Source organism: Lentzea sp., from assembly GCF_036380075.1.
Taxonomy (GTDB): Bacteria; Actinomycetota; Actinomycetes; order Mycobacteriales; family Pseudonocardiaceae; genus Lentzea.
Window position 1 is genome coordinate 23344 of record NZ_DASVFL010000032.1, and the last position, 26801, is coordinate 50144.

Genomic DNA, 26801 nt, shown 5'->3' on the forward strand with positions numbered 1-26801 from the left:
CTAGGCTCCACACATGCGCGTGCTCGTGGTCGACAACTACGACAGCTTCGTCTACAACCTCATCCAGTACCTGGCCCAGCTGGGTGCGGAATGCGTCGTGCGGCGCAACGACGAGGTGGACCTCGACGAGATCGGCCAGGTCGACGGGGTGCTCGTCAGCCCCGGTCCCGGCACACCGGAGCGCGCCGGCGCCAGCATCGACGTCATCAAGAAGTGCGCCGACACCGGCAAGCCCGTCTTCGGCGTCTGCCTCGGCCACCAGGCCATCGGCGTGGTGTGGGGCGCGACGGTCGACCGCGCGCCCGAGCTGCTGCACGGCAAGACGAGCATCGTCTTCCACGAGGGCCGCGGCGTGCTCGCGGGCGTGCCGCAGCCGTTCATCGCGACCCGCTACCACTCGCTGACGGTGCTGCCGGAGACGATCCCCGCGGAGTTCGAGGTCACCGGCAAGACCGAGAGCGGCATCGTGATGGGCATGCGCCACCGCGAACTGCCGGTCGAGGGCGTGCAGTTCCACCCCGAGTCGGTGCTGACCGACGGCGGCCACCGGATGCTCGCCAACTGGCTGCGGACCTGCGGGTTCGAGGTGCCCGAGGCCACCGTCGCGCAGCTCGAGAACGGCATGCGCACCCTCGCCGCCGCGGCCCGCCAGTAAGCGAAAGGGCGGCTTTCCCTCCAGGAAAGCCGCCCTTGGAGACCGCGTTCTACGTCGTGATGATGCCGAACTTGGCGACCGTGATCGTCACCGTCGAGCCCTTGGTGAACGGCTGACCCTTCGCGGGGTTCTGCGAGACGATCTTGTCCTTCTGCTGCGGGTTGCTGACCTGCTGCTCCTCGACGTTGAGGTTGCCGTTCCAGCCCAGCGACTTCAGCTTGTTCTCGGCCTCCCGCTGCGTGAGACCGGTCAGGTCGGGCATCTCCAGCTGGTTGCCCTTCGAGACCCGCAGCGTCACCGTGGTGTCCTTGGCCGCCTTGGTGTTGCCCGTCGGCGTCTGCGAGATGACCTCGCCCTCGGGCTTCGCGCTGTCGATCGTCTCGACGTTGACCTTGAGCCCGGAGCCGATGATCGTCTGGCGGGCGTCGTCCACGTCGGAGCCCACGACGTTCGGCACGTTCAGCTTGTCGGGCGCCCGGCCGAGCTGGATGCTGATCGAGCCGCCCTTCTTCAGCTTCAGGCCGCTCGCCGGGTTCTGACCGGCGACCTTGCCGACCTTGCTCGTGTCGTCGACCTCGACCTGGTCGGCGGCCTGCGTCAGCTTGAAGCCGTTCGGGTCCTTGTCCAGGATCGCCTGGGCCTCCTGCGGCGTCTTGCCCACGAGGTCCGGCACGGTGCCCTCACCGGGAGGCGCGCCGACGGCGATCGTGACCGTCGACCCCTTGTTGACCTGGCTGCCCTCAGGCGGGTTCGAGTCGATCACCTTGTTGATCTGGTCGGCGTTGCACCGCGCGGCGGCGCCGTTCGGACCCGGCTCGCAGGCGACGTCCTCCTGCGCGGCGACGAGCCCCGCCTTCCGGATGTTCTCCTTGGCCTCCAGCGGGCTGAGCCCCACGATCGACGGCACGCTGGCCTTCTCGGTGGCCTCGCTGCCGGAGTTCATGACGCTCGCGGTGATCCACGCGGCGAGGCCGAGCACCGCCACGCACAGGATCACCACCAGCGTGACCATGATGGCCTTCTTGCGCCGCGCGCGACGTTCCTCTTCCTCGTCGGCGAGCGGGTCGTAGTCGTCCTCCGGCTCGGACTTGAGCGCGGCGGGACGGTGCCTGCCACCACCGGACACGACCTGCGTGCGAGGAGCGCGCGCCTGCTCGTTCATCACGGCGGTGCGGTCCTCGGCGGTCATGACGGCCGGCGCGGACGGGCGCTGGCCCGACAGCACGCGCACCAGGTCGGCGCGCATCTCCGCGGCCGACTGGTAGCGGTTCGCCGGACCCTTCGACATCGCCTTGAGCACGATCGCGTCGAGCTGCGGCGACACCTTCGGGTTCAGCTGCGACGGGGCCTTCGGGTCCTCCCGCACGTGCTGGTACGCGACCGCGACGGGCGAGTCACCGGTGAACGGCGGCTCCCCGGTCAGCAGCTCGAACAGCACGCAGCCGGCGGCGTAGACGTCCGAGCGGGCGTCGACGGACTCGCCGCGCGCCTGCTCGGGGGACAGGTACTGGGCCGTGCCGATGACCGCGGCGGTCTGCGTGACCGCGGCCTGGCCGTCGTGCAGCGCCCGCGCGATGCCGAAGTCCATCACCTTCACGGCACCGGACTTCGTGATCATCACGTTGGCCGGCTTCACGTCGCGGTGGACGATGCCGTGGCGGTGGCTGAAGTCGAGCGCGGCCGACACGTCGGCCATGACCTCCATCGCGCGCTTGCCCGACAGCGGGCCCTGCGTCTTCACTATGTCGCGCAGTGTTCGTCCGTCGACGAACTCCATCACGATGTACGGCAGCGGGCCGTACTCGGTCTGCGTCTCACCGGTGTCGTAGACGGCGACGATCGCCGGGTGGTTCAGTGCGGCGGAGTTCTGCGCCTCGCGCCGGAAGCGCTCCTGGAACTGGGCGTCACGGGCGAGGTCGGCTCGCAGCACCTTGATCGCCACGTCTCTGCCGAGGCGGACGTCCCGCCCCTTGTGGACCTCGGACATGCCGCCGTACCCGAGGGTCTCACCCAGTTCGTAGCGGTTTGAGAGCAGTCGCGGAGTGCTCATCGGTGCTTCGTCCCGCTCCTCGTCGACGGTGTTCCCAAGTCGGTTCTGGTCTTGCTCATGGCGCGCACGTCACCTTCACCTGCGAGCCCGCCGCAACCTCGCCTGTCGGCTCGATGGCGGTGACCCGGCACTTCTTCAGGTCGCCCGGTGACGTGCCCTGGGGGCTCTGCACCTTGGGCACCAGGCCGTGGTCGATCAGGTCGGTCCTGGCCTGATCGCCGGACCGGCCGATGTAGTCGTCCTCGTCGATCAGCTTCGACGCGCTGCCCGGTATCCGGTCGGCGGAGTCGGGCTTCGCCTGGCTGTTCGCCGGCAGGTTCGCGTTCGCCGAGTTGGACGTCGTCGGCCGGCCACCTTGCCCGCTGCCGTCGTTCCTGACGGTGAACTTCCACAGGACGACCACGCCGAGCACCACCAGCACGGTCACCAGAAAAGCGACCATAACCCAGATGACGGTCCGGTTTCTCCCCGGTGGGGTCGGCATGGGGGTGAACGTGCCGGGCTGGTGCACCGGCGGCATTCCCGGCGGGGTGCCGAGGTGAACCGGTCCCGTCGGGTGGTGCGTCATCTGCTGCGGGATCGGCAGCGGCTGCGACACCTGCGGAGGCGGCGGGGCCTGCTGGGGCACGACCTGCTGCTGCACCACCTGGGGCATCGAGAACCCCGACGGCGTCGGCAGCGGCTGGCCCACCCGCACCGCGCTGACGGCGGCGGCGAACTCGCCACCGGTCCGGTAGCGCTGCCGCGGGTCCTTCACCAGCGTCGCCTCGATCAACGCCCGCGCACCCGGCGGGACGTCCGGCGGCAACGGCGGCGCGATGTCGCGGATGTGCATCATCGCGACCGTCACCGCGTTGTCCGACAGGAACGGCCGGTGGCCCGCCAGGCACTCGTACCCGCACACGGCCAGCGAGTAGACGTCGCTCGCCGGTTCGGCCTCGCCGCCGAGCGCCTGCTCGGGAGCGATGTAGTGCGCCGTGCCCATCACCATGCCGGACCGCGTCACGGGTGCCGCGTCCACGGCCTTCGCGATGCCGAAGTCGGTGATCTTCACCTTCCCCGACGGCGTCACCATGATGTTGCCGGGCTTCACGTCCCGGTGCACGAGCCCGCGTTCGTGGGCCGCCTGCAACGCGTTGCCGGTCTGCTCCAGCAGGTCGAGCGTCACCTCGGCGGTGAGCCTGCCCCTGGAGATGATCGTCGCGAGCGGCTCGCCCTCGACGAGCTCCATCACCAGGTACGCCGTGTCCTCCGGCCCCTCCGCGATGGACGCGGTCTCGCCGTAGTCGTGCACCGACGCGATGCCGGGGTGGTTGAGCGACGCGGTCATCCGCGCCTCGACGCGGAAGCGGTGCAGGAACTCGGGGTCGCCGGAGAGCTCCGCCTTGAGCACCTTCACGGCGACGCGGCGGTCGAGCCGGTCGTCGGCCGCCTCCCAGACCTCGCCCATGCCACCGACCGCGATCCGCCGGGTCAGGCGGTAGCGGTCGGCGAGGAGCTGGCCCGTGGTCAGCATCAGCGACCCGCCAGGTACGCGTTCATCACGGCGCGCCCGATCGGCGCGGCGACCTTGCCACCGGTGGCGCCCAGGCCGCGGTCGCCACCGTCCTCGACGATGACCGCGATGGCGATCTCCGGCTTCTGCGCGGGGGCGAACGCGATGTACCAGGCGTGCGGCTTGTTCTGCAGCGGGTTGGTGCCATGCTCGGCCGTACCGGTCTTCGACGCCACCTGCACGTTCTGCAGACGGCCCTCGCCACCGGTGTTGATCTCGGACTGGATCATCATGTCGCGCAGCACCGACGCGTTGGCGGAGCTCATCGCCGTCTCGACCTGGTCGGGCTTGGTGTCGCCGATCGACTTGAGGTCGGGGCCGAGCACCTTCGACACGAGGTACGGCTGCATGCGCTTGCCGCCGTTGGCGATCGTCGCCGAGATCACCGCGTTCTCGAGAGGGGTGATCTGCACGTCGCGCTGGCCGATGCCGGTCTGCCAGAGCGCCGCCTCGTCCGGGATCGCGCCCAGGGTGGAGGTCTCGACGGCCAGCGGCACCGTGAGGTCCGGGTCGTTGAAGCCGAACTTCTCCGCCTGCCGGCGCAGCTTGTTCGCACCGACCTGGCCCGCCATCTCGCCGAACGCCGTGTTGCACGACTTCGCGAGCGCGGTCTCCATCGACACCGTCTCGCCGGGACCGCACGGGGTGCCGTTGAAGTTCGGCAGGTCCGTCTGCGTGTTCGGCAGCTTGACGGTGCCCTTGGCGGTGTACTGCGAGTCCTTGTTCTTGCCGTCCGCGAGCGCGGCCGCGGCGACCACGACCTTCAACGTCGAACCGGCCGGGTACAGCGCCTGCGTCGCCCGGTTGACCAGCGGGTCGTTCGCGTCCTTGGCGGTGAGCTGCTTCCACGCGGACGCCTGCTCGTTCGCGTCGTGGCTCGCCAGTGCGTTCGGGTCGTAGGACGGCGTGCTCGCCATCGCGAGGATCTCGCCGGTCTCCGGCTTGATCGCGACGACCGAACCGGTGAAGCCCTTCGCGGTCAGCTGGTCGTACGCGGTCTGTTGCACCTTCGAGTCGAGGGTGAGCTGGACGTTGCCGCCCACCGGGTCGCGGCCCGTGATCAACGCGGAGATGCGGCGCGCCAGCAGCCGGTCGTCCGAGCCGTTCAGCAGGTCGTTCTCGGCGCGCTCCATGCCGGAGGTGCCGTAGGTGACCGACAGGTAGCCGGTGACGGGCGCGTAGACCGGGCCGTTGTTGTAGGTGCGCAGGAACCGGAGGCGGTCCGTCGTCTCCTTCACGTCCGCGATCACCGTGCCGTCGGCGACCGTGATCAGACCGCGCTTGCGGGCGTACTCGTCGAGCAGCACGCGGCGGTTGTACGCGTTCTTGCGCCACTCGTCGGCGTTGATCACCTGGACCCACGTGGCGTTGCCCAGGAGCAGCAGGATCATGACCATCATGGCCATGCCGACGCGGCGGAGCGGTGTGTTCATTTGGGACGCTCCACCATCACAGTGTGCTGGTCGGCGATGGCCGGTTGCTGCGGTTTCGGCTTGGGAGCCCGCTGCGGGGACCGCGCGGCGGCGGAGATCCGCAAGAGCAACGCGACCAGGATGTAGTTCGCGAGCAGCGACGAACCGCCGTAGGACAGGAACGGAGCGGTGATGCCCGTCATCGGGATCAGCTTCGTGACACCGCCGACGACGATGAACACCTGGAAGCAGACCGCGAACGCCAGACCGCCGCCGAGCAGCTTGCCGAAGCTGTCGCGCACGGCGATGGCGCTGCGCAGGCCGCGCAGGGCGAAGACCATGTAGATCAGCAGCAGCGCTGCGAACCCGACGAACCCGAGCTCCTCGCCGATCACGGCGGTGATGAAGTCGGTGTTGGCCTCGGGGATCATCTCCGGCCGGCCCGCGCCGAGACCGGCACCGCCGATGCCGCCGGTCGCGAGCCCGAACAGCGACTGCGAGATCTGGTAGCCGCCGCCGATCTTGTCGTAGCGGCCGATCGGGTCCTGCCAGTTCGCGACGCGCTGCTGCACGTGGTTGAAGAGCTTCCACGCGACGATCGCGCCGCCGGAGAACAGGCCGAGACCGAGAACCACCCAAGCCGCGCGTTCGGTGGCGACGTAGAGCAGCACGAGCACGATTCCGAAGAACAGCAGCGAGGAGCCGAGGTCCTTCTGCAGCACCATGACCGCGACCGTGACGCCCCACGCCGCGAACAGCGGGCCGAGGTCGCGGGCGCGCGGCAGGTCCATGCCGAGGAAACGGCGGCCCGCCACGGTGAAGAGGTCCCGCTTCGACACCAGGAACGCGGCGAAGAAGACCATCAGCAGGATCTTGGCGAACTCACCCGGCTGGATCGACAGCGGACCGATGCGCAGCCAGATCTTCGCGCCGTTGATCTCCGGCGCGATGAAGCCGGGCAGCAGACCGGGCAGCATCAGCGCGACGAGGCCCACGAGGCCGAACGTGTAGCCGAACCGCGCGAGCATGCGGTGGTCGGTGAGGAACTTCAGCGTCGCCGCGAACAGCAGCAACCCGATGCCGGTCCAGATGACCTGCTTGAACGCCACCGGGTCCCACGTCGAGCCGTCCGGGAAGACGGTGCCCTCCATGGCGAGGTCGATCCGGTGGATGACCACCAGGCCGAGCCCGTTGAGCAGCGCGACGCACGGCAGGATCGCCGGGTCGGCGTAGGGGGCCCACCTGCGCACGGCGAGGTGGGCGCACGCGAAGAGACCGAGGTACGCGAGACCGAGGTAGAGGATCCTCAGGCTCAGCGAGCGCTCCTGGTTCAGTTCGACCAGGATGAGTGCCAGCGTCACGAGACCGGCTGCGAACGACAGCATCACCAGTTCGGTTCCGCGCCGTGTAGGCGCCCGCAGTCCTGGCGACGTGCCGGTCGCCGACGACGCTCCTGGTGAGCCTTCCCCGGTGGGGGCGGGCGAGCCCATCAACTACGGACCCTCCCGGCAATCCACACCCAGCTTCTGCTGCGAGGGCGTGAGCGAAGGCTCGGTGGTGCCCGTCTCCGGGTTCGGCGAACCGCTCGACGACGGGGTGCTCGTGGTGGTGGCGCCGGAGCTCGACGGCGTGCTGGTCGTCGTCGGAGGCGTCGTCGTGGTGGTGGTCGACGTCGTCGACGTGTCCTTGCACAACGGCAGCATGTGCTCCGTGCGCAGCAACCTCACCGCGGCGCGCGCTCCGTCGAGGCCGTTGTCGCTGCGGATGCCGGCGGTGATGGTCTTGCGACCGGCCTCCTGCAGGTCCTTCAGCGTGATCGGCGTGCAGCCCGTCGATCCGGGCGGGCACGAGTCCTCGACCTTGGACGACAGCTTGAAGCCGAGCACGCTGCCGTTGAGCCCGCGGAAGATCGCGACCTGGCCGTCCTCGGTGGCACCCACGTAGAACTGGGTGTTGAGCCACAGCTTGCCGCCGACCGCGACCACGGCCGCGAGCAGGAGCAGCACGAAGACGATCGCGATCGCCTTGATGGTGTTGCGCTTCTTGCGCTTCGGGTCCGGCGGCGGTGGCGGCGGTGCCTCCATCCGCTGCGGCATCGGCGGGCGCTGCTGCGTGAGCGTCGCCGCGCGGGAGGCCGCGGAGTCCGGCGGGGTGTTGTGCTCCTCGCTGCCGTCACCGGCCGCGCCGCCGACGATCGGGTAGTCGTCGCCGAAGTCGACGTCCTGGACGTCCGCCACGATCACCGTGACGTTGTCCGGGCCGCCGCCCTTGAGCGCGAGCTCGATCATCCGGTCCGCGCACGCCTGCGGGTCGGGGATGCGGATCGCCTCGTCGAGCGTCTCCAGGCTCACGACACCGGACAGGCCGTCCGAGCAGAGCAGGAACCTGTCACCGGAGCGCGCCTCGCGCACGGTGAGGCTCGGCTCGAAGTCGTGGCCGGTCAACGCGCGCAGCAGCAGCGAGCGCTGCGGGTGCGTGGCGGCCTCGTCCGGCGTGATCCGGCCCTCGTCGATCAACGACTGGACGAACGTGTCGTCGTGCGTGATCTGCGCGAAGGTGCCCTCCCTCAGGAGGTACGCGCGCGAGTCGCCGATGTGCACGAGCCCGAGGCGGTTGCCCGCGAACAGGATGGCCGTGAGCGTGGTGCCCATGCCCTCCAGGTCCGGGTCGCTCGTCACGAGCTCGGAGATGGCGCCGTTGCCACTCGCGACCGCGTCGCGGAGCTTGCCGAGGAGGTCGTCGCCGGGCTCGTCGTCGTCGACGTGGGCCAGCGAGGCGATGACCACCTTGCTCGCGACCTCACCGGCGGCGTGGCCACCCATGCCGTCGGCGACTGCGAGCAGGCGGGGGCCCGCGTACACGGAGTCCTGGTTGTTGGCGCGAACCAGGCCCCTGTCGCTGCGGGCCGCGTATCGAAGAACCAAGGTCATGAGCGCAGCTCGATCACCGTTTTGCCAATGCGGATCGGGGTGCCGAGAGGTACGCGCAGGGGTGCGGTGACCTTGGCTCGGTCTAGGTAGGTGCCGTTCGTGGAGCCGAGGTCCTCCACGTACCAGTCGGTACCGCGCATGGACAGCCTCGCGTGCCTGGTCGACGCGAAGTCGTCGTCCAGGACGAGAGTGGAGTCGTCAGCGCGGCCGATCAGGATCGGCCTGCCGTCGAGCGAGATGCGGGTGCCGGTCAGCGCCCCGTGGGTGACCACGAGTTGCCGAGGCGCCTTGCTTCCCCTCGCCGACTTCTCGGACCTCCGGAATCCGGGCAGACCTGACGCCCGGAGCCCTGAGGCTGCGTAGAGATCAGAGCGGACCACACGTAGGGCGGCCAGCACAAAGAGCCAGAGGAGCACGAGAAAGCCCGCTCTGGTCAGCTGCATCACCAGCTCTGGCACCGGTTGTAACCGCTCCTGCCTTGAGTTGCTTACCGACGCCCGTGTCGACCTCTAGCCCGCGGTGCGGAAGACCAGTGACGAGTGGCCGATGCGGACGACGTCGCCTTCCGCGAGCTGCCAAGTCTGCACTGGCGTGCCGTTCACCGTGGTGCCGTTGGTCGAACCGAGATCCGCGAGCATCGCATTCTGCCCGTCCCACGAGATTTCCAGGTGTCGCCTGGAGACCCCGGTGTCCGGGAGGCGGAAGTCGGCTTCCTGCCCACGTCCTACGACGTTTCCACCCTGCTTGAGGTTGTACGTGCGGTTGGAACCGTCGTCGAGGTGCAGCGTCGCGTTGAGCTGGCGGTTGGCGCCCTGGGTGGCCGGGGGAGCGTATCCGCCCTGGTTGTAGCCCTGGTCGTAGCCGCCGCCCTGCTGGCCGTAGCCCTGCTGCTGGCCGTAACCCTGGTCGTACCCGCCCTGCTGGCCGTAACCCTGGTCGTACCCGCCGGCCTGCTGGCCGCCGCCGTAGCCCTGGTCGTAGCCCTGCTGGCCGTAGCCCTGCTGCTGGCCGTAACCCTGGTCGTACCCGCCGCCGCCCTGCTGGCCGCCGCCGTACCCCTGGTCGTAGCCCTGCTGCTGGCCGCCGCCGTAGCCCTGGTCATAGCCCTGCTGCTGGCCGCCGCCGTAGCCGCCGCCCTGCTGGCCGTAACCCTGGTCGTAGCCGCCTTGCTGGCCGTAACCCTGGTCATAGCCCTGCTGCTGGCCGTAGCCCTGCTGCTGGCCATAACCCTGCTGGTCGTAGCCCTGCTGGCCGTAGCCGCCCTGACCATAGGGGTCCTGGGCGGGCTGGCCCTGTCCTTGTCCGTAGCCGGGTGGCTGGCTCATGGATCGGTCTCCTGCGGTGCGAGGTGGTGCTGACCGTCGGCTGGCCGCTTTCACGTCGGGGTCGACGGACGAGCTGGTTCGGAACTGTCCGGTGTGCAGCGCCTCGGAGCGCTCCAGGGAGACTACGACGTCACCATAGGTATCCCATCCGGACTCGGCCAGGTGCTCCCGCAGGCCCTCTGCGAGAAGCTGGGTGATGCGTAGTTCATCCTGCTCGTCGCCCGCAAGACGCTCGTGGTCCTGGGCTCCGAGCAGCACCTTGTAGTGGTTGGGGGCTAGCAGTCTGCCACCCGCGAGCTCGCGGATGTTGCTGTCACCCTCCCGTTGCAGCGCCTGTGCCACCTCTTGGGGCACGACGTTGCCGCCGAACACCCGCGCGAAGGTGTTGCCGACCATGCCCTCGAGCTTGCGCTCGAAGCGTTGCAGGCCCATGTCGACTCCTTCCGCTCGGACGGGCTCCTGCACCGATCGTATCCGGGTACGACCACGCCTACAGGGGGCGATTAGGAACCTGGTTTGGACGCGTGCTAGTGTTCCTCTCGTCGCCAGGGCAAGTGGCGGAATGGCAGACGCGCACGGTTCAGGTCCGTGTGTCCGAAAGGACGTGGGGGTTCAACTCCCCCCTTGCCCACAACAAGACAGAAAGAACCCCTCTCGCGGAATCGCGAGAGGGGTTCTTTCGTTGATGGGCCGTATCGGATTCCTTGATCCAACAGGTGATGTCTGTCACTCGTTCGGGGGCGCACGTGTGGGCGATGGCGCCAGCGGACCTCGCGCTCGTCGAACTCCTGAGCCGGAACCAGGTCCCGGCGAGCTCAAGGTCAGGCTGCCGGCCGCCGACGTGAACCCGTTCGACTGCGAAGTGGTGGACGGAATGTTCCGGGGTTCGGGAGAACACCGGTTCCCGTTGGTTCCGGGAACTGATGGTGCGGGTGAGGTGGTCGGTTCTGGAGAGAAGATTTTCGGAACCTTCTTCCACCGCCCGGTCGGCATCGGGACATACGCCGAGTCGGTCCCGACTCCCTCGTGGAGGCCGACGCACTCAACACCAACTACGTCTCCAGTGATTCCGTCCAGAACTTCGGCATGAAGGGGTCGCGGGAAGCACTGGAACGGCTCGTCGCATCGGTGCAGGCCGGCGAGCTCGAAGTGCCGATCTCGCGCCGCGTGCCGCTGCGCGAGGCCGCCGACGTTTTCGCAGGTCGCGGGCCCGGCAAGACCGTGATCATCATGCAGGTGGTCGTTCTGGCGCGGTGAACGGTCGGCGGACGGTGCCGCCCACCGGTGGGCGGCGATTTCCACTCACGCGTGATGCACCCACTTTGAGCAGGTCTTTTCGTGCGTCCATCCGGCGCAACGTCACCCAGACGGCAGCACCGTAGGACCGAACTCCCCGCGCCGCTCTTCGACCGGTCACCGACCGGTCGGCGCCGTCGATCGCAGGGGGTCCTGTGACCTGGGGGCGGGCCGTGCGCTTCCTGCTAATCCTTAACCGGAGCACGAGTCGAAACGCGGCGGATCGCCCGCCGCGGGTGACGAGGAGGCACTGGCGTGAGCAGCACCCCAGCAAGGATCGCGGCCCTCGACAGCTCGAACGGTCTGTCGACGACCCCGGTCCCGGTTCCGGAACTGCCCGCGTCCGTCGAGGAGTTGGCAGCCGCCGCGGCGATCCGCCTCGGCTGGCACGGCGTGGTTCTGCCCGAGATGGTCCTCATGGGACGCAAGGTCGTCGTCGTGGCCGAGCTCCTGGCCGACGCCCACGCCGAGCGCGTGTGCGTGGGTGCCGCTCCCGAGGCCGACAAGACCACCGTCTCCACGTGGGTGTGGCCCGAGATGGAAGGCCGCGTCCCGCCGGCCGCCGTCCGCATCGTCGGCGTCATGGCCGTCGCCCGCCACTGGCGCACCGCGCTCGCGTCCGCCGTTCCCTTCGCCCGCTACGGCAACGCCGCGGTCGTCCTGCCCGAGTCGGTCGCCTTCTCGCACGACTACCTCGCGAACTGCCTGCCCCGCGTCCGCCGCTACGGCGTCTCGGTGCTGCTCGCCGACTCCGAGCTCGACCTCTCGGTCGACGTGACCGGCCGCCAGGAGAACGTGCCCTCCGAGGACACCGCCATCACCCGCTGGGTCAACGAGCTCGTCTACGAGCAGGTGCTCGCCACCGCTTCCTGATCTACGGTCGGACCATGCGAGTAGTCATAGCCGGCGGACACGGGCAGATCGCGCTGCTTCTGGAGCAGCAGCTGACCGCTCGTGGGGACGCCGCCACCGCACTGGTCCGCAATCCTGATCATTTTGGTGACGTGTCTGAGGCCGGAGCCGTTCCGGTGTTGTGCGACCTGGAGTCCGCCGATCTGGACTCGGTCGCCGCGTATTTGAACGGTGCTGATGCGGCTGTGTTCGCCGCTGGGGCCGGGCCCGGGTCTGGGGCCGCCCGGAAGGACACCGTGGACTACGGGGCCGCCGCCCTGTTCGCCTCTGCCGCTGTGGAGGCGGGGGTGCGGCGGTTCGTGCAGATCTCCTCGGTCGGTGTCGAGGATGCCGAGTCGCCTGACGTGGATGCATCGTTCGCTGTGTACCTCAAGGCCAAGAGGATGGCTGAGGAGGATCTTCGCGAGCGGGATCTCGATTGGACCGTTCTTCGGCCTGGGCGGTTGGTTGACGATCCTGGTACCGGGCTGGTGACTTTGGCTGCGCCTCGGTTGCCTCGGGGGTCCGTTGCTCGGGCTGATGTTGCTGCTGTGGTTGCTGAGTTGCTTTCTGCTCGGAACACCATTGGGAAGACGTTGGAGTTGGTGAACGGGTCGACGTCTGTTGGGGACGCCGTTCGCGGGATTCTCTGAGGGTTCCCCTGTTGCGTTGGCGGGCTTGCTGTTGCGTGCTTCCACCTGGGGGCGCTGCCCCCAGACCCCCGGCAATCTGATCGGGGGCTCCGCGCCGCTGGCGGGTTGATGGCACGCCTGTTGCGTTGGGCGGCCGCCGGTTGCTTTGTTGGTTGCGTTGCGGTGGGTGCCCCGTCACAAGCCGCACCAGGAGCGAGCCACAACGAGGTAGGGGTGTCAACCCGGCGAAAATCGTGCCGGGTTGACACCCCTACCTCGTTGCAGCAAGAGCTGTGGCGCGACTCGTGACGGGGCACCCACCGCGCGGAGCTTTGCTCCGGACTGCTCGGGCCGTTGGCCCTCGATCAACTGCCCAGGACCCTGTCCAGGTAGTTGTTGGTGAACGTTCTGTTGGGGTCCACCTCGTTGCGTACCCGTAGGAAGTCGTCGAAGTGGGGGTACAGGGGGCGCAGGTCTTCTGCTGTCAGGTCGTGCATCTTGCCCCAGTGGGGGCGGCCGCCCACCTGTTTGGCGATGCTCGCGTAGGCGTCGAAGAAGGTCTTGTACTGCATGCCCAGTGCTTGGTGCATGGAGATGTAGGCGGTGTCCCGGCCGTTCGCGGTGGAGAGCCAGATGTCGTCTGCTTGGGCCACTCGGACTTCGCAGGGGACGATCAGGTGGTCTCGTTCGCCCAGTTTGTCGGCCACTGCTCGGAGTTCGCCGATGACGTCCAGGAGGGTTTCTCGCGGGATGGAGAACTCGGTCTCCACGAAGCGGACTCGTCTCGGGGTCACGAAGACGTTGTGCGAGTAGTCCGAATAGGACCGTTCGGAGATCATCGCGCCGCAGAACTCGTTGAGGCGCTTGGTGTGGCGGGGGAAGGACTTCGCCACCTTGGTCACCACGCCGAAGGCGGCGTTCTCCATCACCTCGTACTCCCACTTCTGGCGGAGCTTCGAGAGGGGGCGGGCCGGTTCGGTGATCCTGTTGTTGCGCTTGAGGATCACTCGGTCCGAGTGAGTGAACCAGTGGAACTCGACGTGGTCTTCGACGGCGCAGAGGTCGTCGAACTGTTCCAGGACGGCGTCCAGGCGGCCCGGGGCTTCGGAGGCTTGCAGGACGAAGGACGGGACGCAGCGGAGGGTCAGGGTGCTGATGACGCCCAGTGCGCCGAGGCCCACGCGGGCGGCGTTGAAGAGGTCCGGGCGTTCTGTGCGGGAGCAGGTGACGACGTCGCCGTTGGCCAGGACCAGTTCCAGGGACTCGATCGCCGTGGCGAGGACGCCCAGTTTCGCGCCGGTGCCGTGGGTCGAGGTGGAGACGGCGCCGGCGACGGTCTGGGCGTCGATGTCGCCCAGGTTCGGCATGGCCAGGCCCAGGCGGTGGAGGTCTGCGTTGAAGGCGTGCAGGGGAGTGCCCGAGCGGACTGTCACCAGGCCGGACTCGGTGTCCGCGCGTACGATTCCCGTCCAGCGGTCCAGGTCCAGCGCTGTTTCCGGGGCCACCGCGATGTCGTTGAACGAGTGGCCGCTACCGCGGGCCCTCACCCGGCTGCCGGAGGAGACCGCTGCCGCGATCTCGTCCGTGCTGGACGGGTGGACGACGCTCGTCGGGGTGCAGGACGCCGTCTTGGCCCAGTTCGTCCACACGCGCGTACCTCCGCTGGAAAGTGTGACCTGCGAGTAACGTAAGTGAAAGCTCTTCACGTTTCAAGGGTTCACGACGTACCGTCAGTGCATGCGCAGAACTCGACTCGACGCCGCTACGAAGGACCTGGATCCTCCGTTCGCGATCGTCGACCTGGACGCCTTCGACCACAACGCGGCGGACCTCGCCCGTCGCGCTGCCGGTCATCCGATCCGGGTGGCGAGCAAGTCGATCAGGGTGCGCGACCTGGTGAGCCGGGCGCTCGAACGGCCCGGTTACGCCGGGGTCATGTGCTACTCGCTGGCCGAGGCGTTGTGGCTGTCCGAGCAGAACGTCAGCGACGACCTCCTGGTCGCCTACCCGACCGCCGACCGGGCGGCGTTGCAGAAGCTCGCGGCCAACGAGACCGCTCGGCAGCGCGTCACGATCATGGTGGACTCGCTGGAGCACCTCGACTTCGTGGACGCCGCGGTCGGGCCGCACTCGGACATCCGCGTGTGCCTGGAGCTCGACGTGTCGTGGAAGCCGTTGCCCGGTCTGCACATCGGGCCGCGCCGGTCGTCGATCCACACGCCGGAGCAGGCCAGGGGTCTCGCTTCGAGGATCGTGCGGCGCACCGGGTTCAAGCTCGTCGGGATCATGGCCTACGAGGGCCAGATCGCGGGGCTGGGGGACAACCCGCCCGGTCAGCCGTTCCGCGCGATCGGCATCCGGTTCATCCAGCGCAAGTCCGGGCCCGAGCTGATCGAGCGGCGGACGGCCGTTGTCAACGCTGTCAGGCAGGTCGCCGAGCTGGAGTTCGTCAACGGCGGCGGTACGGGCAGCCTGGAGCTGACCGCGACGGACCCGTCGGTCACCGAGCTCGCGGCCGGCAGCGGCCTGTTCGGGCCGACGCTGTTCGACGCCTACCAGTCGTTCAAGCCGGAACCCGCGGCGCTGTTCGCGTTGTCGGTGGTGCGCAAGCCGGCCAAGCGCACGGCGACGCTCTTCGCCGGCGGCTACATCGCGTCCGGCACGCCCACGCCCGACCGCCAGCCGTCGCCGTACCTGCCGGAGGGGCTGAAGACGCTCGGTCTCGAAGGCGCCGGCGAGGTGCAGACGCCGGTCACCGGCAAGGCCGCCGAGCAGCTGAAGATCGGCGACCGCGTCTGGATGCGGCACGCCAAGGCCGGTGAGCTGTTCGAGCGCTTCGACGAGGTCCACCTGGTGCGCGGGGACCGCGTCGAACGCACCGTGCCCACCTACCGCGGCGAGCGCAGGAACTTCGGCTAGGCGGGAAGGCGCGATGACAGGTAGCCCCTGACCAGCGCCTTCGCCTCGGCGAGGATCGCCGGGTCGCCCATCGGGTTGTTGCGGAAGGCCATCTTCAGCACGGCGTCGGCGGCCTCGACAGCGATCGCGATCGGCAGCCCGACCTCGCCGAACGGGATGCTGAACTTGCCCGAGATCAGCTCGGAGATCTTGTCCGAGATGACGGCGTTGTTGTCGCGGCGGTCGTCGAGCAGCCGCATGTCCACGACGTCACCGAAGTGCAGCTTCCCGAACGCGGGGATCTCGCGGTGCATCGTCACGTAGACGTCGAACACCGTGTCCACGGCGTCCCACCAGTGCTCGAGCGTCGCCTGCTCGAGCTTGGTGGTGATGCCCTGGGAGAACTTGTCGACGTTGCGCAGGGTCAGCGCCTGCACGACGGCTCTCTTGTCGGGGAAGAACTGGTACAGCGAGCCGACCGCCACACCCGCCCTCTCCGCGATGAGCGTCGTGGTGACGCCGTCGTAGCCCACCTCGTCGATGAGAGTCGCGCAGGCCTCGAGCATGCGCTCGACTCGTTTGGCGCTGCGCTGCTGGACGGGCTGACGGCGAAGCGGGGTGGTGCTCGTCACGGCGACTCCCAGTAGTTCGGGTACTTCCATCTTGCCTGTTGCCCGGCTCTTTCACTTCCCTGAACCTGTCAACACGCCTACGATCCGAACAAGTTTCACATTTGGAGGATCGATGAGCGACTTCCTGTGGGGAGTGTCGACGTCCGCGTTCCAGATCGAGGGCGCGTTCGACGCCGGCGGTCGGGGTCCCTCCGTGTGGGACGAGTTCACTCCGGTACACGACAACGACACCGCGTCCGTTGCGTGCGACCACTACCACCGGTGGCGCGAGGACGTCGAGCTGATGACGCAGCTCGGCGTGAACGCCTACCGGTTCTCGATCGCGTGGCCGCGGATCCAGCCCACCGGCAAGGGACCGGCTAACGCCGAGGGCCTCGACTTCTACGACCGCCTGGTCGACGCGCTCGTCGAGGCGGGCATCGCCCCGGTTGCGACGCTGTACCACTGGGACACGCCGCTGGAGCTCGAAGCCGAGGGCGGGTGGCTCAACCGGGACGTCGCCGACCGGTTCGCCGACTACACCTCGCTCGTCGCGGACCGCCTGGCCGACCGCGTGAAGATGTGGATCCCGATCAACGAACCCGCGATGGTGACGTTGCAGGGCTACGCGATCGGCGAGCACGCCCCCGGCAAGACGCTCCTCTTCGACGCGCTGCCGACCGCCCACCACCTCAACCTCGCCCACGGCCGCGCCGTCGAGGTGCTCCGCTCGGCGAACGCGCAAGCGGTTGGCACGGCGAACAACCACACTCCCGCCTGGCCCGCTACGCCGGACGACGTAGCAGCTGCCGAGGCTTACGGCGAAATCCACAACTGGTTGTACGCGGACCCACTTCTGTCGGGCCGATATCCCGGCGCAGTCGCCGACCTGCTGCCGATCCGCGACGGAGACCTGCAGGTCATCCACCGTCCGCTCGACTTCTACGGCGTCAACTACTACAACCCGACGCGGCTGAGGTCGCCGTCGGAGGGCAACCCGCTGCCGTTCGAGCTGGTCGAGATCGACGAGTTCCCGCGCACCGGATTCGGCTGGCCGGTCGTGCCGTCCGGGCTGACCGAGATGATCTCGGCGCTGCGCGAACGGCACCCGGACCTGCCGCCCGTGTACGTGACGGAGAGCGGGTGCAGCTTCCCCGACCGGATCGCGGACGCCGACCGGATCTCCTACCTCGACGGACACCTCAAGGCCGCCCTCGCCGCGGACGTCTCCGGGTACTTCGTGTGGTCGCTGCTCGACAACTTCGAGTGGGAGGCCGGGTACTCGCAGCGCTTCGGCCTGGTCCACGTCGACTACGACACGCAGGTCCGCACGCCGCGCGACTCGTTCCACTGGTACCGCGAGGCGATCAGAGGTGGTCGGAGATGACCGAGGCGCTGGCCGAACCGGTCGTCCCGGTTCGCAGGGGCTGGATGGCCTGGCTGTTCGCCGCGAACCTCGGGCTGTGGCTCGCGGTCTACGCGCCGATCCAGGTGTTGCTGCCGCAGCAGGCCGAGCTGCTCGACAAGGCGAACAAGGAACTGGTGTTCGGCATCGTCACCGGTGTCGGCGCGCTGGTGTCGTTGCTGGTCGTGCCGTTGATCGGGTTCCTGAGCGACCGCACGACCTCGCGGTTCGGCCGCCGCCACCCGTGGACGCTGGCCGGCGCCGTCGTGGGTGCGATCGGACTCGGCGTTCTCGCGAACGCACCCTCGGTCTTCGTGATGACCGTCGGCTGGTGCCTGGTGCAGGCCGGCATCGGCGGCATGCTCGCGGCGCTGACCTCCGCGGTGCCCGACCGCGTGCCCGTCGTGCAACGGGCGCAGGTCGGCGGGCTCATCGGCATCAGCCAGATGCTCGGCACGGTGCTGGGCGCGGTCGTGGTGACGTTGCTGGTCAGCGGACTTCCCGCCGGTTATCTGGCGTGCGCGGCCATCGTCCTGGTGGGCGCGCTCTTCTTCGTGCTGCGCACGCCGGACACGCAGCTCATCACCAAGCCGGTCAAGCCGACGTTCTGGATCTCCCCGCGCGAGCACCCGGACTTCGCCTGGGCGTGGGGCGGTCATCTCATGATCAACCTCGGCAACGCGTTCGGGACGCTCTACCTCCTCTACTTCCTCGGCGACGTCGTCCACCACCCGTCTCCGGAAGACGGCCTGCTGGTGCTGATGGCGCTCTACGGGGTGGCGCTCGCCGCAGGAGCGGTGCTGTTCGGCGCACGAAGTGACCGATCGGGCCGCCGCAAGCCGTACGTGTACCTCGCGTCGTTCGTCATGGCGCTGGCCGCGCTGTTGCTGGTCATCTGGCCCACCTGGGTGAGCGCGCTGGTCGCCGCGCCGCTGCTCGGCGTCGGCTTCGGCACGTACTGGGCGGTCGCGATCGCGCTGCTGACCCAGGTGCTGCCGGCGGCGTCCGACCGGGCGAAGGACCTCGGCGTGCTCAACGTGGCCAACGCGTTACCGCAGGTCATCGCCCCGTTGCTGACGGCGTTGATCCTGGCGAACCTGGGCGGCTACCGCGGCCTGTTCGCGACCTCGGCGCTGGCGACGGCGCTGGCGGCGGTGTTGATGAGTCGAGTGCGATCGGTGGTCTGATGCAGCTGGCGGGCAAGAACGTCCTGGTGACCGGGGCGTCGCAGGGGATCGGGGCCGATACCGCGTTCCGGTTCGCGGCGCACGGCGCACATGTCCACCTTGTGGCCAGAAGCGCCGAACTGCTCGATCAGCAGGTCAAGCGGATCAAGGACTTCGGCGGCTCGGCCTCCGCCCACGTGGCCGACCTCGCGGACGCCGCGCAGATCCGCGCGCTCGCCGAGGAGGTTCCGGCCCTCGACGTGCTGGTCAACAACGCGGGCGTCGGCCGCTGGCTGTTCCTCGACGACACCCCGCCGGACGAGCTGGTGACGATGACCGCGGTGCCCTACCTGGCGGCATTGCTGCTGACCAGGGAGTACCTGGGCGCGATGCGGGCGCGCGGCTCCGGCTGGATCGTCAACGTGAACTCGCCGGTGTCCCGCCTGCCGATCCCCGGCTGCGTGGGCTACCAGTCGTCCCGTTGGGCGCTTCGTGGTTTGACCGCGTCATTGCGCCTTGACCTGCGCGGAACCGGTGTCGGCGTGAGCGAGGTCGTGCCGGGCAAGGTGTCGAGCGAGTACTTCGCCAACAACCCCGGCGCCGAGGAGCGGATCCCGGCCGTCGCCCGGCTGATGATCCCGACCGTGACGCCGGAGCGGTGCGCGCGGGCGATCGTCGACGCGGTGGTGAAGGAACGCGCGGAGCACCTGTTCCCGTGGCAGCTCAAGGCGTTCGAGATCTCCGGCCGGCTCTTCCCCGGCCTGACCTCGTACCTGGCGTGGCGGACGGGTACGCACCGCTGAGAGCGGGAATGCCTCATTCGCATGTGAGGCAGACACGGCCCCGCCCACCCAGGGGGCACCAACCAGCCACACTGCCACCGACCCTACCTGCGGAAACGGTCTGTCAACCCGCCGCTCGGCGATCTGTGGACGGCCGTCGGCTCAGGACGGGAGCTGTGGACAACTCGCGATCTCGGCCCGGAACTGTCGGTGCGGCCTGGAAGAATTGCAGCAAGGGTTCCCCTTCGCAGGGGGACCCTTGCGCAAGCGTGAAAACGGCCCCCATCTGCGCGGGAGGTGCAGACAGGGGCCGTGGTTGGTGACCGCGGACCGGTACCGGTCGGGGAGGGAAGGTGCACGTCACCGGCCCGCGGGAATCTGTGGAGTTGAGCTGACCGGGGCCCGCGATGTCGCGGTCGGGGGTTCGCGCATCGCGGACCACCGGTCAGTAGGCGGTTTGCTGACCTGGTCGTGTCGGGGGGACGCCAGGTCGGACGCAAACGCCCGTTAGTGGGCTCGAGCCACCGCGCGGCGGGACCTGGTGACAGGAGGGGTCACCGGGGCCTCGCGCAGGTGGCGAGCCGGGCGCGGGGCGAGTCCGCCCGCGACCAGGTGTTCGTACGCGGCGCGCCACACCGAGCAAGGTGACTTCTGCTGGCGCCAGCGGCCGGAGCATTCGGGGCAGTTGCCCTTCTCGTCCGGCTCGTGCGCTGCCAGCAGAGCACGCCATCCCTCGGTCAGCCGAGGGAGCTCGGATCGAGCCACCGACAACAGGGAAGGTGCGTCGGCGCGGCTCGCCAGCTCCGTGAGCAGGTCGAGTCGTTCCCACACGGCGTTGCGAAGAACCTGTCCGAGGATCGCGTCCATCGAAACGTCACCGTCACCTTTCCGCCTGGTCGGCGGCTTCGCGTAGCGCGGCCCTGAGCTGTACGAGCTGGTCGTAGGACAAGACTGCCGTCTCACCGGGAGGGCCTACCAGGACCACTTGGCCCTGAACCACCTTCACGGTGAGCTGGCGGTCCCGGTCGACCACGTCGCCGCAGCTGATCTGCCACGTCCGACGCTGCCCGGTCGTGCCGCGCCATGTGGAGTCGGTGTCACCCGTCTCCACAATGGAGGTGGAGTACGTGGAGGAGCTGTCCATCTGATTGGTCGTTCCTCTCCGTGCTCACTCGCTTACCGGACTCCAGATTGCGATGATTCACGTCGGAACGGGACGTCACAGCGCTGACCGGTGGGAGTCTTACGGTGAGCGGTAAGCGGTGTTCGGCAGGGCCGATCAGCCCCGCCGAAGAGGACTTCTCGGGCTCGGGGACCTGCCCCTAGTCTGCCGATGACGCCCAACGGACTGTGAGGGTGCGCGATGAACACCATGAGTTCCCAGGGCTCTCCTATCCCCGCCGAGGTGTGGGACCACCAGGAGATGCGGGACGCACTGGCTCGACGAGAGATCAGCTCGGTCTACCGGCTGCTCCGAAGGCACGGTGTGTCCCAGCGCCAGATCGCGGCGCTCACTGGGCAGTCGCAGTCCGAGGTCTCGGAGATCCTCAAGGGACGCCAGGTGATGGCGTACGACGTCCTGACCAGGATCGCCATGGGGCTGGGTGTCCCACGTGGATACATGGGTCTCGCCTATGACGAGACAACGGCAGTACGGGTGGCCGCGACCGCGGACTCACCCCATCCTGAGGAGGACGAGTCGGTGAAGCGTCGGAAGTTCCTCGCGCACGCCGCCGCCGTGACAGTGGGCGCGGCCGTGTTCGGAGCGGACTCCGGGTCGTGGGTCTCCCACCCCACACAGACTCCGGCTCCGGGCCGCATCGGCATGACCGATGTGCGCCAGGTAGAGGCGGCGACGCGAGCCCTGCGCGCCCTCGACTACCAGTACGGCGGCGGTTCCTGCCGCGACGCCGTGGTCGCCCAGCTGTCCTGGGGACAGCAGATGCTCGGTGCGAGCTCCACGGACATCGTGCGCCAGCGCCTCTATGTCGCGCTGGCCGACCTGCACAACCTCGCCGGCTGGACGTCGTTCGACACGGGCCTGATGGACTCCGCCCGCAACCACTTCGGCCAGGCGCTCGACCTCGCCAAGCAGGGCGAGAACGAGGCGCTCATGGCGAACATCCTGTACCGCATGGGCCGGGTGTACTTGCACCAGAACGCCCCGGACGACGCGCTCAAGGTGTTCCAGCTGGGTCAGCTGGCCGCGCAGAACTCCGGTTCCGAGCTGGCGGTGGGCATCCTCTGCGCGAACGAGGCCTGGGCCTACGCGAAGATGGGCTCCGACGAGCAGGCGCTCAAGCTGCTCGGCCGCGCGCGGGACGAGTTCTCCCGCGCCAACGTCGCCGAAGCCCCCGCCTGGGCCAAGTTCTTCAACGAGATCGACCTCTCGTCCATGATCGGCACGGTGCACACGGAGCTGGCCCAGACGGTGGACGCCAAGTACACGCGGACGGCCATCCCGGCGCTGTCCAAGGCGATCAACAACTTCGGTGACGAGTACGCCCGCAGCCGCTCGTTCAACCTGACCTCGATGGCGATCAACCACCTGCTCGAGGGCGACATCGACCACGGCGCCAAGATCGGCCGCCAGGCCGTCGACCTGTCGGAAAGCCTCAAGTCGGTGCGCACGAAGCAGCGCATGAAGCCCCTGCACCAGGAGGCCGACAAGCGCCGCAACAACCCCGAGGCCCGCGAGCTCGCCGACCGCGTCGCCCGCTTCACCGGCGCCGACTCGGCGGCCTGATCCCATCTCGTTTGGGGCCTATAGCACCCCTTTCGGATGGCGTGGGACACGAAGCGGTAACGCCAGGACCTCCGCACACGAATGCAGCATCGACGGGCGTGCGATCCACGCCTAAGGTGCGGCAGGTCGGGGCGAAGGACGAGGTGCGGCGCGTGAGCCTTACACGGAGGTGGCGTTCCAGGAGAGCGCTGCGGTCCGCGCAGTTGCTCGACGAGGTGGTGGACACCCAGCTGCCGCTGCTCGCGGGGTTCGACGAGGAGCGCCGGCGGCGCTCCGCCGACTACCTCGCCGAGCTCGTGGCACTGGCGCAGGACTACCGCTACTACGCCAACGGGTGGATCGACAGCCGTGAGCTGGACCGCCGCGGCCAGCGGACGATGAACCGGCTGGCGCGGATGCGCGAGGAATCTTCAGCGCGACTGATCACCGACTAGTCCGTTCGCGCGCAGCTCGTCGTGCTGATAGGACCACTCACCGAGTGTGTCGGATTTTGTGGATGTTTCACGTTGAACATTCGTTTTCGTCGCCAGGTCACCACGGCACGGTGCCGGCGTCGTCGAACAGACCGCCGGTCGGACCGTCGTCCCCGAGCGTGGCCAGCCTGATCGCGATCTTCGCGCCGTTCGCCGGCGTCTCGTGCCCGTGGAAGTCGTTGAAGTCGGTCGCGACGTAACCGGGGCAGCAACCGTTGACCTTCATCCCGGTCAGTTCCTTCGCGTACTGCACCGTGACGGCGTTCAGAAACGTCTTCGACGGCATGTAGACCCCGTCGATGTCACCGAAGTCGACGTCCGGCGAGGTCTGCAGCGTCAACGACGACAGGTGGCTCGACTGGTTGACGATCCGCGGCCGTGCGGACCGCCTCAGCAGGGGCAGCATCGCGTTGGTCACCCGGACGACGCCGATCACGTTGGTGTCCAGCACCTCCCGCAGGCCCGCCGGGGTGGCGGCGGACGGCGCCGTCGGCCACGCCCCGGCGATCCCCGCGTTGTTGACCAGCACGTCGAGTCGCCCGAACCGGCCACCGAACAGTGCCACCGCAGCGGCCACGCTCTCGTCGTCGGTCACGTCGAGCGGCACGAAGAACGCGTCGGCGCCGTTCGCCCGCAGCTTCGCCGCCGCCTCCTCGCCGCGCTCGGCGTCCCGGGCGCCGACGCCGACGCTCGCGCCCAGCGCGCCCAGGCCCGCCGCGATCTCGTACCCGATGCCCTTGTTAGCGCCGGTGACCAGCGCAATCGTCTGTTCGCTCATGCATCCGATCGTGGTCCGCGGAGTGGTCAGGACCAACATCGCTTCGGTGTGGCAGCGATACCCGGCCGGTATGGATACCGTGGACGTCGTGGAGACCCGAGAGCTCCGGTACTTCGTCGCGGTCGCCGAAGAGCTGCACTTCGGCCGCGCCGCCGAACGCCTGGGCATCGCCCAGCCGCCGCTGTCGCGCACGATCGCCCAGCTCGAACACCGCCTCGGCGTCGAGCTGCTGACGCGCACCAGCCGGAAGGTGTCGCTGACCGACGCCGGCGTGACCCTGCTGGCCGAGGCCACGGCGATCCTCGGCGCGGTCGCGGCGGCCGAACGCCGGACGCGCGCCGCCGCCACCGACCGGCCTTCGCTGGTGCTGGCCGCCAAGGCGGGCGGATCCGGTGAGGTGCTCGCGAAGCTGCTCGACGCCTATGCGGCCGAACCCGGCGCGGTCGAGGTGGAGCTGCTGCTCTGCGAGTCGAACACGCAGGTACCGCTTCTCGACGGACGGGCGGACGTCGCGCTGCTGCACGAGCCGTACGACCCGACCAGCGGGTTCGACCTGGAGGTCCTGCACGTCGAACGGCAGGTCGCGGTCATGCCGGCGTCGCACCGGCTCGCGGGGGAGTCCCGGCTGCGGATGGCCGAGGTCGCGGACCTGCTCGACGGCGTCCGCTGGCCGCGGCCCGACGGCACCTACCCGGACGGTTCCGGTATCGAGGTGCGCAACCTGACCCAGCTGTTCCAGATGATCGAGCTCGGCCGGGCCGTCGCGGTCGTGCCGGAGGGCGTCTGCACCGGGCTGGCCGAAGGCTTGGCCGCGGTTCCCGTGGTGGACGCGCCGCAGGTGACGACGGTGATCGCGTGGCCGCCGCACAGCCGGTCCCGCGCACTCGCCGACCTGGTCAGGGTCGCGACGGGGTTCAGCTGACGGGCGCGCGGCTGAGGATCACGGCGAGCCCGAACGCGACGCCCATGATCGTCACCTCCAGCACCGCCCACTGCACGATCGCGGTGACCCTGTGCTGCGAGATCTGCGGCAGCAACCGCCACCGGATGTGCGCGCCGAGCACCGCGATCAGCCCGGCGCAGACGGCCTTGCCGAGGAACAGCAGGCCGTAGCCGGTCGTGAACAACGACTGCGGGAACGGCACGACCGGGTTGAGGACGAGCTCCAGCAACCCGTTGAACAGGCCCGTCACCGCGACCACGACCAGGCTGACGGTCGCGATCCGCGAGAACTTCGGCAGCGCGATCGCCAGCAGCCCCTTGCGGTAGGCGACCAGCGCCATCAACGCTCCGAGCCCGCCGGTCCACGCCGCGGCGCCGAGGATGTGCAGCTCCATGGAGACCATCGAGTAGTCGTGGTACTTCCAGTTGGAGGCGTGCCCGGTCACCGGGATCGGCAGCAGGCCGAACATCGAGACGAGGATCCGCAGCTCGGCGGGCACGGACTCGCCGCTGCGCACGGCCATCAGGCCGATCAGCACGTAGACGAGCGCGCAGGAGGCGCTGAACAGCAGGCCCTTGCCGGCGCCGACCGTCGCGACGTAGTCGACGGCGTTGCCGATGCTGACGTCGCTGCCCGGCCGCAGCTCGGCGGCCTGCAGGATGATCGACAGCAGGGCCGCGACCACCCAGACGGCGGCGGCGACGACCGCGGCCGGCCGGGCGATCCGCATGACCGGTTCGGTGTGCGCGGGCCGGTTGAAGCCGAGCAGCTTCGGCAGGATCGACAGCCCGACGACGACCGTCGCCGAGATGTCGAGCAGCACCCGCGTGACCGGCAGGCCGTACCGGACCGCCGCCCCGGCGTCGACGACCCCGGCGACCACGACGGGTGGTGCCAGCACGAGGCCGAGCGCGATGCCCGCGAGCGCGCCGAGGACCAGCCCGGCGAGCACGCGGTAGTGGGAGGGAACGGCGGTCCGGACTTCGCTCATGCCTTCGCGTTCCCGCCACGCAGCGCGAAGAACACGCCACCGCCGAGGAGGACCACGGCACCGACGATCCACACCCAGACGGGCAGGCCGTCGCCCGAGTCGCCACCGCTCGACGCGGTGTCGGCGTTCGCCGGCGTGGTGGGCGTGCCGGTGCCGTCCTTGGTCAGGGTGAACGTCAGCTCACCCGACACGGGGTGGCCGTCCGCGGACAGGATGCGGTAGCCGATCTTGTACTCGCCGGCCTTGCCGAGCGCGTTGACCTTCGCGGAGACCGCGTTGTCCTTGATCGTCGGGTCGCCCGCGACCTCGTAGTGGCCGCCGGTCGCGTCCACGACCGAGATCGTGTTGATGCCCTGGCCGCCCTGCACGTCCTGGTCGAACGTCAGCGTGACGGACGACGGACCCGCCTCCAGCGAGGTCTTGTCCTTCGGGTCGCTGCTGATCAGTGCGTTGTGCGCCGCCGCGGGGGCGGCCGTGGCGAGCACGGCCGCACCAGCGAACAGGAACGCGATTAGCGCCCGCTTCATGCGTTGCGCCTCGAACGCAGGATCGCGCCGACACCGAAGCCCAGGCCCAGCGCGCCGACGGCCAGACCGGCGCCACCGAGGTAGCGGGCGGTGGAGTCGGAACCGGAGGCGGACGCCTCGTGCGTCTCGGCGGAGGCGTTGGCGGCCGGAGCCGTGCCGTGACCGTGGTCGTCGGCACCGGCGGTCTTCGCGGCGAGCTTCAGCGCGGGCGCCGGGTGCTCCGGCTCCTTGCCGTCGGCACCGGTCGGCTGGGACCAGTCGACGACCTCGCCGTTCTCGTAGGTCTGCTTGGTCGGGAGCTCCAGCTTGTCCTTGCCCTCCGGCAGGGTGCCGAGGGCGACGTAGAACTCCTGGTACTCGTTGACGTCGATCTTCACACCGGGGTCGGCGGTCCAGGTGATGGTCCGATAAGCCTCGGTGATCTCCTTGCCGGAGACCGTGACGGGCTTGTCGAGCTTGCCCTTCACGACCTCGGCCTTCCAGCCCGCGAGCGGCTTGGTGCGCACCGACGTGAGCGGGGTGTCCTGCGGGAGGGTCACCTCGATCTTGGTGGTGCCCGCGTTGTCCCGCTCGTTCGGGACGCGGAACGCGAACGTGGCGCGGCCGCCCTGCGTGAACTCCGCGGGCTGGGCGCTGACGTGGGCGGATGCGATGGTCGGGGTGCCGAGGACGGCGAACCCGGCAACGGCGACGACGGCGAGCGCGCGCACGCCGAATCGGTTGGTCGACATGAAG

General features: G+C 69.0%; 25 protein-coding genes, 1 tRNA gene and 2 pseudogenes. 13 read left to right on the forward strand and 15 right to left on the reverse strand.

Annotated elements, in window-relative coordinates:
• The first annotated feature begins 13 nt into the window (after positions 1 to 13).
• A complete protein-coding gene (locus VF330_RS03695) occupies positions 14 to 655 on the forward strand; it encodes an aminodeoxychorismate/anthranilate synthase component II (protein ID WP_330850051.1) in 642 nt (213 codons plus the stop codon).
• 49 nt (positions 656 to 704) lie between these two features.
• Here the strand turns inward: VF330_RS03695 and pknB are convergent, their stop codons facing one another.
• From pknB to VF330_RS03730, 7 genes are read right to left on the reverse strand one after another with little or no spacing between them, the layout of a single operon-like run.
• A complete protein-coding gene (gene pknB / locus VF330_RS03700) occupies positions 705 to 2705 on the reverse strand; it encodes a Stk1 family PASTA domain-containing Ser/Thr kinase (protein WP_330850052.1) in 2001 nt (666 codons plus the stop codon).
• A 55-nt stretch (positions 2706 to 2760) separates the two neighbouring features.
• Entirely contained in the window at positions 2761 to 4221 is a 1461-nt protein-coding gene (locus VF330_RS03705) for a serine/threonine-protein kinase (RefSeq protein ID WP_330850053.1), read from the reverse strand.
• The gene (locus VF330_RS03710) at positions 4221 to 5693 is read right to left on the reverse strand and encodes a penicillin-binding protein 2 (RefSeq protein ID WP_330850054.1); all 1473 of its coding nucleotides are present in this window, start codon (positions 5691 to 5693) and stop codon (positions 4221 to 4223) included. The genes VF330_RS03705 and VF330_RS03710 overlap by 1 nt, the downstream gene beginning before the upstream one ends.
• A complete protein-coding gene (locus VF330_RS03715; protein WP_330850055.1) occupies positions 5690 to 7162 on the reverse strand; it encodes an FtsW/RodA/SpoVE family cell cycle protein in 1473 nt (490 codons plus the stop codon). Before VF330_RS03715 ends, VF330_RS03710 begins: the two co-directional genes overlap by 4 nt.
• 3 nt (positions 7163 to 7165) lie before the next feature.
• Entirely contained in the window at positions 7166 to 8602 is a 1437-nt protein-coding gene (locus tag VF330_RS03720; protein WP_330850056.1) for a PP2C family serine/threonine-protein phosphatase, read from the reverse strand.
• Positions 8599 to 9060, reverse strand: a complete 462-nt coding sequence (locus VF330_RS03725) for an FHA domain-containing protein FhaB/FipA (protein WP_030465595.1) — start codon at positions 9058 to 9060, stop codon at positions 8599 to 8601. The genes VF330_RS03720 and VF330_RS03725 overlap by 4 nt, the downstream gene beginning before the upstream one ends.
• 51 nt (positions 9061 to 9111) lie before the next feature.
• Entirely contained in the window at positions 9112 to 10359 is a 1248-nt protein-coding gene (locus VF330_RS03730; protein WP_330850057.1) for a DUF3662 and FHA domain-containing protein, read from the reverse strand.
• 116 nt (positions 10360 to 10475) lie between these two features.
• Between VF330_RS03730 and VF330_RS03735 the strand changes: the two genes are divergently transcribed.
• The 5 genes and pseudogenes from VF330_RS03735 (at position 10476) to VF330_RS03750 (ending at position 12767) form a co-directional block, all read left to right on the forward strand.
• Positions 10476 to 10558 (forward strand) — tRNA-Leu (locus VF330_RS03735).
• Between the two features lie 54 nt (positions 10559 to 10612).
• Positions 10613 to 10873: pseudogene (locus VF330_RS42030) on the forward strand (alcohol dehydrogenase catalytic domain-containing protein); the annotation flags it as partial.
• 17 nt (positions 10874 to 10890) lie between these two features.
• Positions 10891 to 11184: pseudogene (locus VF330_RS03740) on the forward strand (hypothetical protein); the annotation flags it as partial.
• 294 nt (positions 11185 to 11478) lie between these two features.
• A complete protein-coding gene (locus VF330_RS03745) occupies positions 11479 to 12096 on the forward strand; it encodes a hypothetical protein (RefSeq protein WP_330850058.1) in 618 nt (205 codons plus the stop codon).
• Between the two features lie 14 nt (positions 12097 to 12110).
• A complete protein-coding gene (locus tag VF330_RS03750; protein WP_330850059.1) occupies positions 12111 to 12767 on the forward strand; it encodes an NAD(P)H-binding protein in 657 nt (218 codons plus the stop codon).
• A 344-nt stretch (positions 12768 to 13111) separates the two neighbouring features.
• Here VF330_RS03750 and VF330_RS03755 read toward each other — a convergent pair whose 3' ends face one another.
• The gene (locus VF330_RS03755; protein WP_330850060.1) at positions 13112 to 14395 is read right to left on the reverse strand and encodes a D-arabinono-1,4-lactone oxidase; all 1284 of its coding nucleotides are present in this window, start codon (positions 14393 to 14395) and stop codon (positions 13112 to 13114) included.
• 88 nt (positions 14396 to 14483) lie between these two features.
• Between VF330_RS03755 and VF330_RS03760 the strand changes: the two genes are divergently transcribed.
• Positions 14484 to 15665, forward strand: coding sequence for an amino acid deaminase/aldolase (locus VF330_RS03760; RefSeq protein WP_330850061.1), 1182 nt, complete (start codon positions 14484 to 14486; stop codon positions 15663 to 15665).
• On the opposite strand, the gene VF330_RS03765 is transcribed toward VF330_RS03760, so the two are convergent.
• Entirely contained in the window at positions 15662 to 16306 is a 645-nt protein-coding gene (locus tag VF330_RS03765) for a TetR family transcriptional regulator (protein ID WP_414675330.1), read from the reverse strand. The genes VF330_RS03760 and VF330_RS03765 overlap by 4 nt on opposite strands.
• Positions 16307 to 16388: 82 nt before the next feature.
• Between VF330_RS03765 and VF330_RS03770 the strand changes: the two genes are divergently transcribed.
• The 3 genes from VF330_RS03770 to VF330_RS03780 are packed head-to-tail and all read left to right on the forward strand — an operon-like array spanning position 16389 to position 19629.
• Positions 16389 to 17642: a GH1 family beta-glucosidase gene (locus tag VF330_RS03770; RefSeq protein ID WP_330850063.1), complete on the forward strand. Its 1254-nt coding sequence runs from the start codon at positions 16389 to 16391 to the stop codon at positions 17640 to 17642.
• A complete protein-coding gene (locus VF330_RS03775; RefSeq protein ID WP_330850064.1) occupies positions 17639 to 18847 on the forward strand; it encodes an MFS transporter in 1209 nt (402 codons plus the stop codon). The genes VF330_RS03770 and VF330_RS03775 overlap by 4 nt, the downstream gene beginning before the upstream one ends.
• Positions 18847 to 19629: an SDR family oxidoreductase gene (locus VF330_RS03780; protein WP_330850065.1), complete on the forward strand. Its 783-nt coding sequence runs from the start codon at positions 18847 to 18849 to the stop codon at positions 19627 to 19629. The genes VF330_RS03775 and VF330_RS03780 overlap by 1 nt, the downstream gene beginning before the upstream one ends.
• Before the next feature lie 486 nt (positions 19630 to 20115).
• Here VF330_RS03780 and VF330_RS03785 read toward each other — a convergent pair whose 3' ends face one another.
• Together VF330_RS03785 and VF330_RS03790 are read right to left on the reverse strand one after the other, a co-directional pair.
• On the reverse strand, positions 20116 to 20475 hold the full coding sequence (locus VF330_RS03785) for a hypothetical protein (RefSeq protein WP_030480258.1): 360 nt from the start codon (positions 20473 to 20475) through the stop codon (positions 20116 to 20118).
• A gap of 13 nt (positions 20476 to 20488) precedes the next feature.
• Positions 20489 to 20752, reverse strand: coding sequence for a hypothetical protein (locus tag VF330_RS03790; RefSeq protein WP_245744603.1), 264 nt, complete (start codon positions 20750 to 20752; stop codon positions 20489 to 20491).
• Between the two features lie 219 nt (positions 20753 to 20971).
• On the opposite strand from VF330_RS03790, the gene VF330_RS03795 reads away from it, so the two are divergent.
• Positions 20972 to 22354 (forward strand): helix-turn-helix transcriptional regulator, encoded by a 1383-nt coding sequence (locus VF330_RS03795; RefSeq protein ID WP_330850066.1) that lies wholly within the window; start codon positions 20972 to 20974, stop codon positions 22352 to 22354.
• 152 nt (positions 22355 to 22506) lie between these two features.
• Positions 22507 to 22788 carry a hypothetical protein gene (locus VF330_RS03800; protein ID WP_093596166.1) on the forward strand — a complete coding sequence of 94 codons (282 nt, stop codon included), beginning with the start codon at positions 22507 to 22509 and terminating at the stop codon, positions 22786 to 22788.
• 97 nt (positions 22789 to 22885) lie between these two features.
• Here VF330_RS03800 and VF330_RS03805 read toward each other — a convergent pair whose 3' ends face one another.
• Positions 22886 to 23605: an SDR family oxidoreductase gene (locus VF330_RS03805; RefSeq protein ID WP_330850067.1), complete on the reverse strand. Its 720-nt coding sequence runs from the start codon at positions 23603 to 23605 to the stop codon at positions 22886 to 22888.
• A gap of 88 nt (positions 23606 to 23693) precedes the next feature.
• On the opposite strand from VF330_RS03805, the gene VF330_RS03810 reads away from it, so the two are divergent.
• The gene (locus VF330_RS03810) at positions 23694 to 24527 is read left to right on the forward strand and encodes a LysR family transcriptional regulator (protein ID WP_330850068.1); all 834 of its coding nucleotides are present in this window, start codon (positions 23694 to 23696) and stop codon (positions 24525 to 24527) included.
• Here VF330_RS03810 and VF330_RS03815 read toward each other — a convergent pair.
• Genes VF330_RS03815 through VF330_RS03825 form a run of 3 tightly spaced genes read right to left on the reverse strand, consistent with a single transcriptional unit; the run spans position 24520 to position 26797 of the window.
• Positions 24520 to 25539: a copper resistance D family protein gene (locus VF330_RS03815; protein WP_330850069.1), complete on the reverse strand. Its 1020-nt coding sequence runs from the start codon at positions 25537 to 25539 to the stop codon at positions 24520 to 24522. The two genes, VF330_RS03810 and VF330_RS03815, sit on opposite strands and share 8 nt — an antisense overlap.
• Complete coding sequence (locus VF330_RS03820) at positions 25536 to 26066, reverse strand: copper resistance CopC family protein (RefSeq protein WP_330850070.1); 531 nt, start codon at positions 26064 to 26066, stop codon at positions 25536 to 25538. The genes VF330_RS03815 and VF330_RS03820 overlap by 4 nt, the downstream gene beginning before the upstream one ends.
• The gene (locus VF330_RS03825) at positions 26063 to 26797 is read right to left on the reverse strand and encodes a YcnI family protein (protein WP_330850071.1); all 735 of its coding nucleotides are present in this window, start codon (positions 26795 to 26797) and stop codon (positions 26063 to 26065) included. Before VF330_RS03825 ends, VF330_RS03820 begins: the two co-directional genes overlap by 4 nt.
• Positions 26798 to 26801: the final 4 nt, after the last annotated feature.